This window comes from Pseudonocardia xinjiangensis (assembly GCF_050948425.1).
In the GTDB taxonomy this organism is placed as follows: Bacteria; Actinomycetota; Actinomycetes; order Mycobacteriales; family Pseudonocardiaceae; genus Pseudonocardia; species Pseudonocardia xinjiangensis.
Genome location: NZ_CP192009.1, coordinates 3,329,119 through 3,343,185, shown reverse-complemented (window position 1 = coordinate 3,343,185; position 14,067 = coordinate 3,329,119). Strand labels below are relative to the sequence as shown.

Here is a 14,067-nt window from a genome sequence, read left to right as displayed (position 1 = left end):
TCCGCAGGCCGACACGCCGTCAACAACGCTCAAGGGCACGACACCTAGACGCGCACCAGTTCGATGACCGGGATGACCCGGGTGGTGTTGCGCTGGTAGTCGGCGAACTGCGGCTGCACGGCGGACTGTTTGGCGTAGTACTCGTCGCGCTCCGCACCGGTGAGCACCCGTGCGGTCACCGGGAAGGTCTCGGTGCCGAGCTCGACCGTGGCATTCGGGTTGGCCACGAGGTTGTGGTACCAGGCGGGGTTCTCGTCGACGCCGCCCTTGCTGGCGAAGATGAAGATCCGGTCGCCCTCGCCGAAGTAGACCAGGGGCGTGATCCGTTCGGTGCCCGACCTGGCACCGATGTTGTGCACCAGGATCAGCGGCTTGCCCTCGAAGACGCCGCCTGCCTTGCCGCCGTTGGCGCGGAACTCGGCGATGACCTTGCGGTTCATCTCGTCGAAGTCGATGGTGTTCGTCACGGGGCCACCGTACGGCCAGCCGGAGAGACGATCGATGCCCAAGAGTGGCTGAAGCATATCCGATCGTGCCATGGAGGGCCCGGCACAGGTACGGTCGGTCGCATGGACCTGCTGGCCGACGTGCTCACCGTCGCCGGGGTCCGCGGCGTACTCGGCGCGCGGATCGTCGCCGCCGAGGCCTGGGGGGTCTCCTGGAGCCGCATCGGCGGAGCTGCTTTCTACGCCGTCACCGCGGGCACGGCCTGGCTCGGACTGCCCGGCCGAGCGCCCGAGCAGCTGATGCCGGGCGACGTCGTGCTGCTGCCGACCGGCACCGCACACACCCTCAGCAGCGATCCGGACGCGGCGGTCACGTCCTGCGACTGCGCCACCGCCGAACGAGCCCGGACCGAGGGAAACGTGCTGCGCTTCGGCTCGGGCGAGATCCAGACCCACGTCCTGGGCGCCTCCTACGAGTACGACCCCGCGGTGTCCATCCAGGTTCTCGCCTCGCTGCCCGAGATGGTGCACATCCGGGCGGACAACGGTGGCAGCTGCCTCGACGACACCGTCCGCCTGCTGGCCCGGGAGCTGGCACATCCCCAGCTCGCCACCGCGGTGGTGCTCAACCGCCTGGTCGACATCCTGCTCGTGCAGTTGCTGCGGGTCTGGCTGGCGCAGAAGCCGGCCGAGGCGCGCGGGTCCTGGCTCGGCGTGCTGAGCGATCCGCTGATCAGCGTCGCGATAGCGAAACTCCACCAGGAGCCGGCCAGAGCCTGGACGACGGAGCTGCTCGCTGCCGAGCTGGCGGTGTCGCGCACCACGCTCGCGCGCCGGTTCCGCACGGTCGCGGGCGAGACTCCCGGTCGCTACCTGACGCGCTTGCGGATGGACCTCGCCGCGGTCCGGCTCAGGGACACCGGCGACACCCTGGAGACCGTCGCGCACTCGGTCGGGTACACGTCGGTGTACGCGTTCGGCCGCGCGTTTCGGCGGGACCGCAGGCAGGCGCCGGGCACCTACCGCGGCACGGCGCGAGCCGGTCTGACCCGTCCCCGCCCGGATCAGGAAGCGGCGTTCGGGTAGAGACGCCCACATTCTGCGTGCGGGCTCGACCAGTACCCGTGCAGGTGATGGTGTGGCCCGGGCATGAATGCGCTCGGTTCCGGTCGCTCGGTTCAGAATCAGTGCAGAACGCGGCCGAGGAAGCCGCGGATGTACCCCGTGATCGTGTCGAGCTGGTCCTCCAGCGCGAAGTGCCCGGCCTCGAGGAAGTGGATCTCGGCTTCGGGCAGGTCACGGCGGTACGCCTCGGCGCCGGCGGGCCCGAAGATCCCGTCGTAGCGACCCCAGACGGCGAGCAGCGGGACCTGCGACGTGCGGAAGTACTCCTGGAACGCGGGGTACTCGTCGAGGTTGTTCTTGTAGTCCTGGAACAGGGCGAGCTGCACCTCGGCGTTTCCGGGACGGTCGAGCAGCGCCTGGTCGAGCGTCCATGCGTCGGGGCTGACGCGTGCGGCGTCCGAGACACCGTTCGTGTACTGCCACTTCGTAGCCTCGGCGGTGAGCACGGCCCGAGCCGCCGGTTCCGTCGCCGGGCCGGGATCCTTGGCGTAGGCGAACAGCGGCTCCCAGAACTCCGTGACGAAGCCCTCCAAGTACGCGTTCCCGGACTGGGTCACGATCGCGAGGACCCGCTCGGGGTGCCGGTGGGCGATCTTGAGCCCGATCGGCGCGCCGTAGTCCTGGATGTAGAGCACCGACTTCTCGACACCGAGGTGATCGAGCAGCCCGAGGGTGATCTCGGTGAGTCGGTCGAAGGTGTAGCCGAACTCCTCGACCGACGGCGCCGAACTCTGGCCGTACCCGACGTGGTCGGACGCGATGACGTGGTACCGGTCGGCGAGAGCCGGGATCAGCTCGCGAAACATGTGTGAGCTGGCGGGGAACCCGTGCAGCAGCACGATCGTCGGCGCGTCCGCGGGGCCCGCCTCCCGGTAGAACACGTTCTGGCCCTGGATCTCTGCGGTGTGGTACGTGGTCTGGACGGTCATGGATGACCTTTCGCTGCGACGGGATGAGCCATGGCGGGTGCGCCGAGGACCCCAGCCGGACCCGTGGTCGGCCCTGGCAACCCCCACTCCGGCGCGCGGGGTTGTCGTCGTTCACGTCCCGATGCGGTCTTCCCCCTGGAGTGAGCAGCCACACCACCGTGGGCAACCGCTGCGCGTTGCCCACATCGTGGATCTGTGTTCGTATGGTGAATCGGACGACAGACTCCCCGCACCGGGGGCACCCTGACGTCGCGCTCCGCCGGGGTCTCCGTCGTCGCCGTCGTGCTGCGCCCGCCGGCACTGATGCCTAGGAGTACTTGTGAACGACCGCCCGATCCGGCCCCTGGACGGGGTCCGCGTGCTCGAGCTCGGCAACTACATCGCAGCCCCGACAGCGGGCAGGCTGCTCGCCGACTTCGGCGCCGAGGTGATCAAGATCGAGCGGCCGAGGACGGGCGACGAGCTACGCAACTGGCGCCTGTACGCGGGCACGACGTCGATGCTGTACCGCACGATCAACCGCAACAAGAAGTCCGTCGCGCTGGACCTGAAGACGGCTGCCGGCCGCGACGTCGTCCTCGACCTGGTCCGGCACTGCGACGTCCTGCTGGAGAACTTCCGCCCCGGCACCCTGGAGAAGTGGGGGTTGGGGCCCGACGAGCTGAACGCCGCGAACCCCGACCTGGTCATCGCCCGCGTCTCGGCCTTCGGCCAGACGGGCCCGCTGGCGGACCGGCCCGGCTTCGCCGCGGTTGCCGAGGCCATGGGTGGCCTGCGCGAGCTCGTGGGGGAACCCGACCGGGCACCGGTGCGCGTCGGCGTCTCGATCGGCGACTCGATCGCCGGGCTGTACGCGGCCTTCGGCGCGGTGATGGCGCTGTTCCGGCGCGAGTCGGGCCGCTCCGGGCGGGTGGACGGCCGGGCGCCGCTGACCGAACGCGTGATCGACGTGGCGCTCAACGAGGCGATCCTGTCCATGATGGAGTCGCTCGTGCCCGACCACCTGGCCTACGGCGTGAACCGGACCAGGGTCGGTGGCCGGATGGAGGGCATCGCCCCGTCCAACGCCTACCTGTGCGGCGACGGCACCAGCGCCATCATCGCGGGCAACGGCGACGCCATCTACCAGCGGCTGATGGCGACGATCGGGCGCCCCGACCTGGCCGACGACCCGGCACTGAGCAGCAACGCCGGACGCTGGGCGCGCCGCGACGAGCTCGACGCGGCGATCGGCGCCTGGACGGCGGGACGGCCGCGGGCCGAGGTGCTCGAACAGCTCGACCGGGCCGGGGTGCCGGCCGGCCCGAGCTACACGGCCGCCGACATCTGTGGCGACGCGCAGTATCGGGCCCGCAACATGATCCAGTACCTGCCGGTGGACACCGGCGAGGACGAACCACGCCAGGTCGGCTTCCCGGGGATCGTCCCGGTGATCGGCGACGTCTCGCTGCCGGTCCGGACGGTGGGACCGGACCTCGGCGAGCACACCGGGGAGGTGCTCGCCGGTGTCCTCGGGATGAGCGACGACGAGATCGCCGCGGTCGTCGCGGGAGAGGAGCGGTCATGACGAACGCGATCCTGCGGGACGTGACCCTGCGCGACGGCCTGCAGCTCACCGGCAAGCTGCTGGCCACCGAACGCAAGGTGGAGATCGTCCGGGAGCTGCTGCGCCTCGGCGTCCCCAGCCTGGAGATCGGCTCGATGGCCCGCCCCGACCTGGTGCCGCCGATGGCGAACACACTGGAGGTGGTCGAGGCACTCACGCCCGAGGAGCTCGCCCGGTGCTGGGTCTGGGTCGCCACCCCCCGGCACGTCGAACGGGCCGTGGCCGCGGGCGCGCTCAACGTCCAGTACTGCTTCTCGGCTTCCGACGCGCACAACCAGGCCAACATCGGCCGCAGCACGGAGGCCAGCCTGGCGGCCATGCCCGCGGCCGTCGAGACGGCCCGCGCCGCAGGCGGGCGGATCCAGCTCTGCATCGCGACGTCGTTCACGTGCCCGTTCGACGGGCCGGTGCCGGAGGAGCGGGTGCTCGCCATCGCGCGGGACGCCCGGGCCCAGGGCGCCGAGGACATCGTGCTCTGCGACACGCTCGGCCAAGCCGTGCCCGCCCAGGTGTCGAGCCTGGTCTCCCGGGTGCGCGAGGAGACCCCGGCCCGCCGGATCGTCTACCACGGGCACGACACCTGGGGTCTGGGCGTGGCCAACACCCTGGCGGCGATCGGCGCGGGCGCCACCGTGGTCGACGGGGCACTCGGCGGCCTGGGCGGCTGCCCGTTCGCCCCGGGCGCGAGCGGCAACACCGCGTCGGAGGACATCGTGTTCGCGACCAGGCCGTCGTGGCTCACCCCGGCCGGCCTCGCCCGGATGGTCGAGCTCTCCGAGGACCTGCTCGCCGACCTCGGGGAGCCCAACCGGTCGAAGGCCGCGCAGGGTGTGCGGTCGTCGGCCTCGGCGTTCGCGTGGGTGGCCGGGCCACGCCGCTAGCAGCGCCGTGCTCGACCACGGCAGCGGCTCCGCTACCCCTGCGCCGCGGCGCCGTACTCGTCGTGCCAGTTCCACCACTCGTACGCCGGGGTCCGGGGATAGCCCTCCGGCGAGTCCTCCCACTCCTCCTGCCGCCCGAGCGCGGTGATGTCGAGGTAGCTCCAGGTGCTCCCCATCGCCTCGTCCCCGCGGTTGTTGATGAAGTAGGTGCGGAACACCCGGTCGCCGTCGCGGATGAACGCGTTGGTGCCATGCCACTCGTCCACCCCGAAGTCGGCGTCGAAGTCGTCGGTCATGGTGAACCAGGGCATCGTCCAGCCCATCCGCGCCTTCACCCGCTCGATGTCCGGCTGCGGCGCCCGCGAGGCGAAGACGAGGGTGGTGTCGCGGACGTTCAGGTGGGCGACGTGGGCGACCTGGTCGGCCACCAGTGAGCAACCGCGGCACGCATGGTCGGGCCAGCCGCACACCCCGGGCTCGAAGAAGGCGCGGTAGACGATCAGCTGACGGCGACCCTCGAACAGGTCGAGCAGGCTCGCCCTGCCTGCGGGTCCGTCGAACCCGTACTCCTTCTCCACCGCCAGCCACGGCATGCGGCGGCGATCGGCGGCCAGCGCGTCGCGGGCGCGGGTCAGCTCCTTCTCCTTCACGAGCAACTGCCGCCATGCGGCGTCCCACTCGCTCGGTGACACGACCGGTGGTGTCTTCATCGTGATGTCCACCTTCCAGTTCAGTTCGCTCGGCTCACGGGCCGAGGTGCTCCTTCAACGCGTCGAGGCGGCCGTCCCAGTCACGGGCCAGAGCGGCCAGGAACTGCTGTGCCACCTGCATCGGGGCGGAGCGCAGCCGATAGCGCACCCGGCGTCGCTCCCCCGGCTCGGGCGTCACGAGCCCGGCCTCGGCCAACAGGGCCAGATGCTTGGCGATCGCCTGCCGCGTGATGGGCAGCCGATCGGCCAGGTCCGTGGCCGTGGCCGGGCCGCCGGACGCGAGCGCGGCCAGGATGGCGCGCCGGCTCGGATCGGCCAGCGCGACGAAGACCTGTTCGGCGATCGCCTCGATGTCAGGCGACATCGAGGTAGTCGACCAGCTCACCGAGCTCGCTCGCCCAACCCTTGGTGTTGCCCTCGTACGCGCCGGTGAAGGCGTCGTCCGGCAGCTGCGCGAAGCCGGCCTCGACCACGGTCAGGCGCGTGCCCGCACCGACCGGCTCGAGCGTGAACTCGACGTACGTGCGGCGCGGATCGTCCTCGGGCAGGCCGTAGATGTGCCAGGTGAAGCCGAACACCGACGGCTCCTCGACCCGTTCGATCCGCATGTCGGCCGTGGGGCCGTCGTTCCACGTCATGCGGGCCGACCCGCCGGGACGCAGGTCGATCGTCGCGTCGTTGCCGAACCAGGTGCCCAGCCCTTCGGCCGTGGTGAGGGCAGCCCACACCTTGGCCGGCGGGTGGGCGATCTCGACGACCCGCTCGATGCGATCGGGGAATCCCATGTCAACCTCCATCAAGTAGCAACTGAACGGTTGCGACATTATTGCAACCGATGGATTGCGTCAAGCCGCCCGGCGCTGCGACCCGGGGGCCCCGCGAGTCGCCCGCTTCGCGTGCGCGAGTCGCCCGGTTTCCGCGGCCGAGTCGCCCGCGCGGCTCCCGTGATCGCCGCGAGATCCGGGTATCGGCCGTTCGGAGGGCGAAGAGCCGGATCTGGGAACGATCATCGCCGTCGGGACGGGTCCTAGCTCGGGTAGCGCCCGCCCAGGGTCCTGGTGAGCTTCTCGGCGGAGCCGACCAGCAGGTCCACCCACCCCTCGCAGACGGCCAGCGGCATCCGGAGGGTCGGCCCGCTGATCGACAGCGCGCCGACGAGCTCGGTGGCCGAGTCGAACACCGGTGCGGACAGCCCGGACGAGCCGTCCTCGCGTTCGGCGATGGTGATCGCGAACCCGTCGCCACGGGTCTGCCGGACCAGCTCGCGCAGGCGTTCCGCGCTCGTGACGGTGGTGCCGGTGATCGGTTCCAGGGGCCGCGCGAGCACCGTCTCCGTGAGCTCGGCGTTCCACGCGAGCAGTACCCGGCCCGCCGATCCGGCGTGCAGCGGGAGGATCTTGCCGACGTACATGTCGCGCCGCAGGGCGTGCCGGGTCTCGGCGACCGCCACACACACCCGGAACCCCTGCTCCTCCCGGAAGAAGCAGGCCGTCTCGCCCGTGGCGTCCCGGATCTCGCGCAGCACCGGGTTGACGATCGTCAGCACGTCCACGCCCTTGACGGCGGGAGCCGCCCAGTAGGCCATGCGCACGCCGATCCGGATCCGGTCACCGGCCCGGTCCAGGAGCCCCTGCGCCACCATGTTGGTGACCAGCCGCTGGACCGTCGACGTCGGCAGGCCGGTGGCCTGCTGGATCTCGCCCAGGGTCAGCGCGGGGCGGGCGAGGGAGAACGCGTCGAGGATCTCCGTGATCTTCCCGAGCACCAGCAGCGGGGTGTGCCTCGACGAGCCGGAACCGTCGTCCACCGACATGGTGGATGAATGTAGACGGTGCACCGCCCGACCCGGCCACCCTGCACGCCTCCGAGGGGCGCCGGCGCGCGAGATCGCGGGGAGCGATTCGGTTCCGGTGGAGTCGCCGGGCCCGGGAATCTCCGGTCCGGCGCACCCGTATTACCGTCGAGAAATTCGGGCCTTGAGCAGAGCCGATGTCATCACTAGACTTCCGCGCAAGGTTGTCGGGTAGCGCATCGAGGCGTCCTCACGGCTACCGCACGCCCGAAAAGCGATTCGCGCGTGTGGTGCACGGCGGGCCGGGTGCAGCATTTCGCCCCGCCGGCTGAGTGGCCGTTCCGGACAGAATGAACTCGATACGTGAGCGATCTGGCACGCCCGGATCGCTGGTTGTCGCCCATCTCCCGGGACAGCGCTCCGGTCGACCGGCGCGGCTCGGGGCCAGAGCGCACAGAGGAGTTGCCCCATGGCCGAGTCCGTCGAGGCACCCACACCCCGACTCGCCACCGAACTACCCAGCAAGTACCTCCCCGCGGTCGGCTACCGCGACCTGCCCGAGCCCCAGGGTCTGCGGAAGTACATGGGGGCCAGCATCATCCTCACCGCGACGGCACTCGGGTCCGGCGAACTGGTGCTCTGGCCCTACATCACCACGCAGGCGGGGTTGGGCATTGTCTGGCTCGCGGTAGTGGGCATCACGATGCAGTTCTTCCTCAACATGGAGATCGAGCGCTACACCCTGATCACGGGCGAGACGGCCGTCACCGGATTCTCGCGATTGTGGCTACCCTGGGGCATCGTCTTCGTACTCGGCGCTATTCTGCCGAACGCCTGGCCCGGTTGGGCCTCCAGCGGGGCGACGGTGTTCACATTCATCTTCGCCCTCAGCGAGTCGGCGGTCCCGTTGATCGCCACCATATTCCTGCTCTCCATCGGACTGGCCGTGACCGTCTCACCGGTCATCTACCAGACCCTCGAGAAGGTCGAGGGCATCATGATCGTCCTCATCCTCCTCTTCGTCGTCACGGCGATCATTGTCGCGACGAATGCGGGAGCCTGGGCCCAGGTCGTCACGGACATTCCCGACGTCACCGGCAACCTGCCCGGCGTCGTCGCCCAACTGGGAGCGGCCTCGCTGTTCGGCGCGATCGTCTTCGCGGGCGCCGGCGGGGCCAACAACCTGGTCCAGAGCAACTACATCAGGGACAAGGGAATGGGGATGGGGATCAACATCCCCAACATCGTCTCCCCGGTCACCGGCCAGGAGGTGGCGGCCCCGTCGCTCGGGTACATGGTCCCCACGACCACGGAGAACGAACGCCGCTGGCGGCAGTGGTGGCGCATCGCCAACTGGGAACAGCTCATCACGTTCTGGTTCATCGGGGCGTTGCTGCTGGTCTCCCTCTCCGTACTGGTCGTCTCGACGATCGGCACGAACACCGACCTCGAGGGCGGGCTGGGGTTCCTCCAGGAGGAAGGCGCCGCACTGGGCACCATCATCGGACCGTGGTTCACCACGGCCTTCTACGTCGCCGGCTTCCTGATGCTCTTCTCCACCAACATCGGGGTGATCGACTACGTGAGCCGGCTCGCCGGCGACTCGCTCAAGGTCACGTTCCTGAAGGAGAGCACCTTCTGGAGCGAGAGCAAGATCTACATCACCGTGGTGTGGCTGATGATCATCGCCGGCTCGGGAATCATCTGGACCGGAATCGAGCCGGTACTGCTCCTGGTCATCGCGTCCGCAGGCGGCGGCTTCGTCATGGCGATCTACTCCGTGCTGATCATCATCCTCAACCGCCGGACCCTGCCGGAATTCGCCAAGCTCAAGGGCTGGCGGCTCCCGATCATGGTCCTGATCGCCATGTTCTACATCGCCTTCTCACTGTTCCTGACCTACCAGATGATCAGCCAGGGACCGGCGTCCCTGACCTAGATCCGCGACCACGGCAAGGGAGGGCAACGATGCCAGGAACACTCCGTCGCCTCTGGCTGACCATCCTGCTCGGTCTCACGGTCTTCGCCGTGCTGACCTCGACCGCCTGGGGGCTGGGACTGCTCACCTGACGCTGCTCACTCGGTGGCGAGAGCGTGGACCATCGCGAGGAGCACGTTCGCCCCCGCATCGATGTCCTCCCACGTGGTCAGCTCGGCCGGGGAGTGGCTTCGCCCGTCGACGCTGGGCACGAAGATCATACCCGTGGGAGCGAGCTTGGCCACGTTCTGTGCGTCGTGCCCGGCACCGGAGGGCAGGGGCAGGGTCCGCAGGCCCTGGCCGGCGGCCACCGTGGCCACGAGCTCCTGCATCCGCGGGTGCAACGGCACCGGGTCGGTGATGCTCTCGCGGGTGTAGCCGACCTCCAGGTCGTGGCGGTCCGCGACCTCCCGCGCCACCGCCACGATCGCCGCCTCCAGCTCGAGCATCCGCTCGCGGTCCAGGTCGCGGAAGTCCAGCTGCAAGCGGGCCAGCCCGGGCACGACGTTCGCTCCCCCGGGCTCCACGTGCAGGATGCCGCAGGTGGCGACGGCGGTCTCGCTCACCGACCGGGCCACCTCCGGCAGTCGCACCAGAAGCTCGGCGGCTCCCCGCAGCGCGTCGCGCCGCAGCGGCATCGGCGTGGTGCCGGCATGGTCCTGGCGGCCACGGAACTCCATGTGCCCGCCACCCATCCCCACGATCGCCGTGACCACCCCGATCGTGGCCCCGGCCGACTCGAGCACGGAGCCCTGCTCGATGTGCAGTTCGACGTAGGCGTGGACGTCCCCGGGGCGCACCGCGGTCCGGGTTGCCGTCTCGACATCCCAGCCCATGGTCTGCAGAGCGTCGACGAGCAGGTCCCCGTCGCGTCCCCGCAGCGTGGCGAGCTCGTCCGACGAAAAGCCGCGCGCGACGGCCGTGGAGCCGAGGAGGTGGTGGTAGTTGCCTTCCTCGTCGGCGAATACCACGGCCTCGACCGGCCGTCGCAGGGGAACATGCTCCTCGGCCAGCCTGCGCACCACCTCCAGCGCGGCCAGTGACCCGAGCGCGCCGTCGAAGCGACCGCCTTCCGGCACGCTGTCCAGGTGCGAGCCGGCCCAGACCGGAGGCGTGCCCGCGGGGGCGTCCGGCGCGTCCAGCCGGATGAAGACGTTGCCGATGCCGTCGGTGCGCAGCGCCAGCCCGGCCTGCTTGCACTCGCCCGCGAGCCACTCCCGGACCTGCCGGTCGGCCGCGGAGAAGGCGGTGCGACCGACGCCGCCGCTCGCGGTGGCGCCGTAGCCGGCGACGTGTTCGAGGTCGCGACGCAACCGCGCCGAGACGGTGGGCACCGGAGGCTCTGTACCGCTCATGCATGCTCCTGGGTCGTTGTGCGTCGATCTCGACAGCTACCAGGATGCTAGAGCCGGGGCGACGTGCTGATGAGCTCGTCGGCGACCCACCGCGCGACGTCGGCGGGGTAGGGCGCCGGCAGTCCGAGGACGAGGTGCCGGAAGCCGGCGTCGATCGCCTCGCCGATCGCGTCCCGGGTGGCGTCGGGCCGGTCGTAGGAGACGGGCACGTGGATCGAGCGGGTGATCGAGGCGGGGTCCCGGCCGATGTCGGTGCAGTAGCGGTCCAGCAGTGCGCTGCGGGCGATGGCGTCGTCGATGTCGCCGCCGGGGATGTTCCACAGGTCGGCGTGCTCGGCGGCCACCCGCAGCGTCGGGGCGGAGCGTCCGCCGATGAGGATCGGCGGGTGGGGCCGCTGCACGGGTTTGGGGTTGCAGAACGCTCCGGTGAGCTGGACGTAGGTGCCGTGGACGTCGAACGGCTCCTCCTCGGTCCACAACCGCCGGATCACCGTGCAGGCTTCCGCGAGGCTCCCCACGGCGTGCGCGGAGTCGTGGAAGGGCAGGCCGTGTGCGTCGTACTCGCGCCGGGCCAGCGGGTGGCCGGGGCGGGAGCCTGCGCCGATGCCGAGATCGAGCCGTCCGCCGGAGACGATGTCGACGGTCGCGGCGATCTTGGCCAGCATCGCGGGCGGCCGGAAGCGGTTGCTGGTGACGAGCAGGCCGAGCCGCAGGCGCCAGGTCTGCGCGGCGAGGGCCGACAGCAGGGTCCAGCCCTCGTAGGTCGGCCCGCTCGGGTCACCGCCGATCGGCATGAGGTGATCGAACAGCCACGCGTGCTCGATCTCCGGGATCGTGTCCGCCTCGCGCCAGACCCGCAGGACGTCGTGGTAGCCGACCTGCATGGGGGCGGTCATGATCCCGAAGCTGGGCCGGGGTGTGTGCGTCATGGTGCGGTCGGTCCTTTCAGCGGCGCCGCAGCGCCGGGTCGAGCAGCGCCGGCGGGGTGTCGTTCTTCTCGTGTGCGGCCAGGTCGACACCGGGAGCGACGATCGCGTCGATCGCGTCGAGCACGTCGGCGGAGAGCACGGTGTCGGCGGCGGCGAGTTGCGAGTGCAGGTGCGCCGGCGTTCGGGGGCCGATGATCGCGCTGGTCACGGCGCGATGAGCGGTCACGAACCCGAGAGCGAGCTGGATCATGGTCAGGTCGGCCTCGGCGGCGAGGGCGGCCAACTGCTCGACGACATCGAGCCTGGCCTGGTTGGACGGGATGGCGGTGTCGAACCGTTGCGGCATGAACCTCGAGCGGCTGGTGGTGATCTCCTGCCCCTTGCGGATCGCGCCCGACAGCCAGCCCGACGCCAACGGGCTCCACACCAGCACCCCGAGCCCGTACTGCTCGGCCACGGGCAGCACGTGGGACTCGATACCGCGCTGCAGGATCGAGTAGCTGGGCTGCTCGGTGACGTAACGGGTCAGGCGATGTTCGCGGGCGGCCCACTGGGCCTGCACGAGGCGGTATGCGGGGAAGGTCGAGGAGCCGAAGTAGCGGATCTTTCCCGCGCGCTGCAGGTCGGTGAGAGCCGAGAGCGTCTCCTCGTCGCTGGTGCTCGGATCCCACCGGTGGATCTGGTAGAGGTCGACATGGTCGACACCGAGCCGGCGCAGGCTGTTGTCCAACTCGGTGACCAGCCAGCGGCGCGAGCTGCCCTGATGGTTGCGCTCGTCGCCCATGGGCATGTTCGCCTTCGTGGCCAGCACGATGTCGTCGCGGCGACCGGCGATGGCTCTGCCGACCATCTCCTCCGACTCGCCGCCGCTGTACACGTCGGCGGTGTCGATGACGTTGATCCCGCCCTCGAGAGCGGCGTCGACGACAGCGGTGGCCTCGTCCTGCGTGGTGTGCCCGATCGTGCCGAAGTTCATCGCGCCGAGCGCGAGGGAGCTGACCTGCACACCGGTGCGGCCCAAGGTGCGGTACTGCATGGCTGTGTTCCTTCGGTGCGGGAGAAGTGGCGATGCGTGCTGGGGTCGTCAGCCCCGCTCTGGCATCATGAGCAAGCGGAACCTTGCTCCGCTAACGATACGGAGCGATGTTCCGTTTAGCAAGCCGACCGGTGGGAGGAGCAGTGGTGAACGACGGCGACGAGGGCGCCCGACCCGCAGGGCGGTCCAGGCGGGCGGACGCCCGGCGCAACGAGGAGACGCTGCTCGACGCGGCCGCCGCGGTCTTCGTCGCCTCGGGGGTGGATGCGCCGGTGCGCGACATCGCGGCCGAGGCCGGTGTCGGGATGGGCACGATCTACCGCCACTTCCCGACGCGAGCGGATCTGATCATCGCCGTCTACCGGCGTCAGGTCGAGGCCTGCGCCGAGGCCGGCCCGGCCCTGCTGGCGACCAGCGCAACTCCGTACGCCGCGCTGGGGCAGTGGATCACCCTGTTCGTCGACTTCCTGGTCACCAAGCACGGGCTCGCGGCCGTGCTGCAGTCCGACAACGCCGGCTTCGAGACGCTGCACGCCTACTTCCTCGACCGCCTCGTGCCCGTGTGCACCCAACTGCTCGACGCCGCCGCGGGTTCCGGCGAGATCCGGTCCGACCTGACGGCCTACGAGCTCATGCGCGGCGTCGGGAACCTCTGCATCGGCGCCGACCACGATCCCCGCTACGACGCGCGTCGGCTGGTCGATCTCCTCATCGCCGGGCTACGCCGGCCCCACTGACCATCGGCCGCCGGCGGCGACGGCGACGGAAGGGTCCGCATGACCTCGGAGGTCATCGACCCGGGCACGGGCACCGACCAGGCTGCTGTCCATGGACACCCGAGAGACCGTCACCCGGCTGCTGGAACGGATCGCGCTGGGCGATCCCGAGAAGATCGCCGAGCTCTACGCCGACCACGTGGACTGGAAGCTGGACTGGCCGCCCGGTGACCACTCCCGATCGGTCCCCTGGATCCGGGACCGGTCCACGCGGGCCGGGGTCGCCGAGCACTTCCGCCTCATCGGCGAGCACCACGTGGCCGGGCGGAGCTCGGCCGATATCGAGGCGGTGCTGGTCGACGGCCCGGACGCCGTGGTGCTCGGGGAGCTGCGGAACACGGCGAGGCCGACGGGGCGGAGCTACGCCGCCGCCTTCGCGCTGCACCTGACCGTGGAGCACGGCGTGATCACCCGCCACCACGTCTACGAGGACAGCCTCGCCGTGTGGGACGCCTTCCAGCCGGGCGGCCCCCGCGCGACCGGCTGAGCCCCGCTTGGTAGGAC

Annotated in this window: 15 protein-coding genes; 6 read left to right on the top strand and 9 right to left on the bottom strand. The window is 70.3% G+C overall.

From position 1 onward, the window contains the following. Positions 1-44: 44 nt before the first annotated feature. Positions 45-440, bottom strand: coding sequence for a nitroreductase family deazaflavin-dependent oxidoreductase (locus ACQPZA_RS15750; RefSeq protein WP_433282830.1), 396 nt, complete (start codon positions 438-440; stop codon positions 45-47). 129 nt (positions 441-569) lie between these two features. Between ACQPZA_RS15750 and ACQPZA_RS15745 the strand changes: the two genes are divergently transcribed. Next, entirely contained in the window at positions 570-1,532 is a 963-nt protein-coding gene (locus ACQPZA_RS15745; protein ID WP_433281763.1) for an AraC family transcriptional regulator, read from the top strand. 98 nt (positions 1,533-1,630) lie between these two features. On the opposite strand, the gene ACQPZA_RS15740 is transcribed toward ACQPZA_RS15745, so the two are convergent. Continuing rightward, positions 1,631-2,500 (bottom strand): alpha/beta fold hydrolase, encoded by an 870-nt coding sequence (locus ACQPZA_RS15740; RefSeq protein ID WP_433281761.1) that lies wholly within the window; start codon positions 2,498-2,500, stop codon positions 1,631-1,633. A gap of 319 nt (positions 2,501-2,819) precedes the next feature. Between ACQPZA_RS15740 and ACQPZA_RS15735 the strand changes: the two genes are divergently transcribed. Further along, positions 2,820-4,067 (top strand): CaiB/BaiF CoA transferase family protein, encoded by a 1,248-nt coding sequence (locus tag ACQPZA_RS15735; RefSeq protein WP_433281759.1) that lies wholly within the window; start codon positions 2,820-2,822, stop codon positions 4,065-4,067. Further along, positions 4,064-4,987, top strand: a complete 924-nt coding sequence (locus tag ACQPZA_RS15730) for a hydroxymethylglutaryl-CoA lyase (RefSeq protein ID WP_433281757.1) — start codon at positions 4,064-4,066, stop codon at positions 4,985-4,987. The genes ACQPZA_RS15735 and ACQPZA_RS15730 overlap by 4 nt, the downstream gene beginning before the upstream one ends. Positions 4,988-5,019: 32 nt before the next feature. Here the strand turns inward: ACQPZA_RS15730 and ACQPZA_RS15725 are convergent, their stop codons facing one another. The 4 genes from ACQPZA_RS15725 to ACQPZA_RS15710 form a co-directional block, all read right to left on the bottom strand. Continuing rightward, positions 5,020-5,697 (bottom strand): DUF899 domain-containing protein, encoded by a 678-nt coding sequence (locus ACQPZA_RS15725; protein ID WP_433281755.1) that lies wholly within the window; start codon positions 5,695-5,697, stop codon positions 5,020-5,022. A 34-nt stretch (positions 5,698-5,731) separates the two neighbouring features. Further along, entirely contained in the window at positions 5,732-6,061 is a 330-nt protein-coding gene (locus ACQPZA_RS15720; RefSeq protein ID WP_433281753.1) for an ArsR/SmtB family transcription factor, read from the bottom strand. Further along, complete coding sequence (locus tag ACQPZA_RS15715; protein WP_433281751.1) at positions 6,051-6,482, bottom strand: SRPBCC domain-containing protein; 432 nt, start codon at positions 6,480-6,482, stop codon at positions 6,051-6,053. Before ACQPZA_RS15715 ends, ACQPZA_RS15720 begins: the two co-directional genes overlap by 11 nt. Before the next feature lie 242 nt (positions 6,483-6,724). Continuing rightward, positions 6,725-7,510, bottom strand: coding sequence for an IclR family transcriptional regulator (locus ACQPZA_RS15710; protein WP_433281749.1), 786 nt, complete (start codon positions 7,508-7,510; stop codon positions 6,725-6,727). A 448-nt stretch (positions 7,511-7,958) separates the two neighbouring features. On the opposite strand from ACQPZA_RS15710, the gene ACQPZA_RS15705 reads away from it, so the two are divergent. Further along, positions 7,959-9,428: an Nramp family divalent metal transporter gene (locus ACQPZA_RS15705; RefSeq protein WP_433281747.1), complete on the top strand. Its 1,470-nt coding sequence runs from the start codon at positions 7,959-7,961 to the stop codon at positions 9,426-9,428. Positions 9,429-9,565: 137 nt separating this feature from the next. Here ACQPZA_RS15705 and ACQPZA_RS15700 read toward each other — a convergent pair whose 3' ends face one another. From ACQPZA_RS15700 to ACQPZA_RS15690, 3 genes are read right to left on the bottom strand one after another with little or no spacing between them, the layout of a single operon-like run. Further along, entirely contained in the window at positions 9,566-10,822 is a 1,257-nt protein-coding gene (locus ACQPZA_RS15700; protein ID WP_433281745.1) for a Zn-dependent hydrolase, read from the bottom strand. A 47-nt stretch (positions 10,823-10,869) separates the two neighbouring features. Next, on the bottom strand, positions 10,870-11,751 hold the full coding sequence (locus ACQPZA_RS15695) for an LLM class flavin-dependent oxidoreductase (RefSeq protein ID WP_433281743.1): 882 nt from the start codon (positions 11,749-11,751) through the stop codon (positions 10,870-10,872). 16 nt (positions 11,752-11,767) lie between these two features. Continuing rightward, complete coding sequence (locus ACQPZA_RS15690; protein ID WP_433281741.1) at positions 11,768-12,787, bottom strand: aldo/keto reductase; 1,020 nt, start codon at positions 12,785-12,787, stop codon at positions 11,768-11,770. 146 nt (positions 12,788-12,933) lie between these two features. On the opposite strand from ACQPZA_RS15690, the gene ACQPZA_RS15685 reads away from it, so the two are divergent. After that, positions 12,934-13,524, top strand: a complete 591-nt coding sequence (locus ACQPZA_RS15685; RefSeq protein ID WP_433281739.1) for a TetR/AcrR family transcriptional regulator — start codon at positions 12,934-12,936, stop codon at positions 13,522-13,524. Positions 13,525-13,615: 91 nt separating this feature from the next. Next, positions 13,616-14,050, top strand: coding sequence for a nuclear transport factor 2 family protein (locus tag ACQPZA_RS15680; RefSeq protein WP_433281737.1), 435 nt, complete (start codon positions 13,616-13,618; stop codon positions 14,048-14,050). Positions 14,051-14,067: the final 17 nt, after the last annotated feature.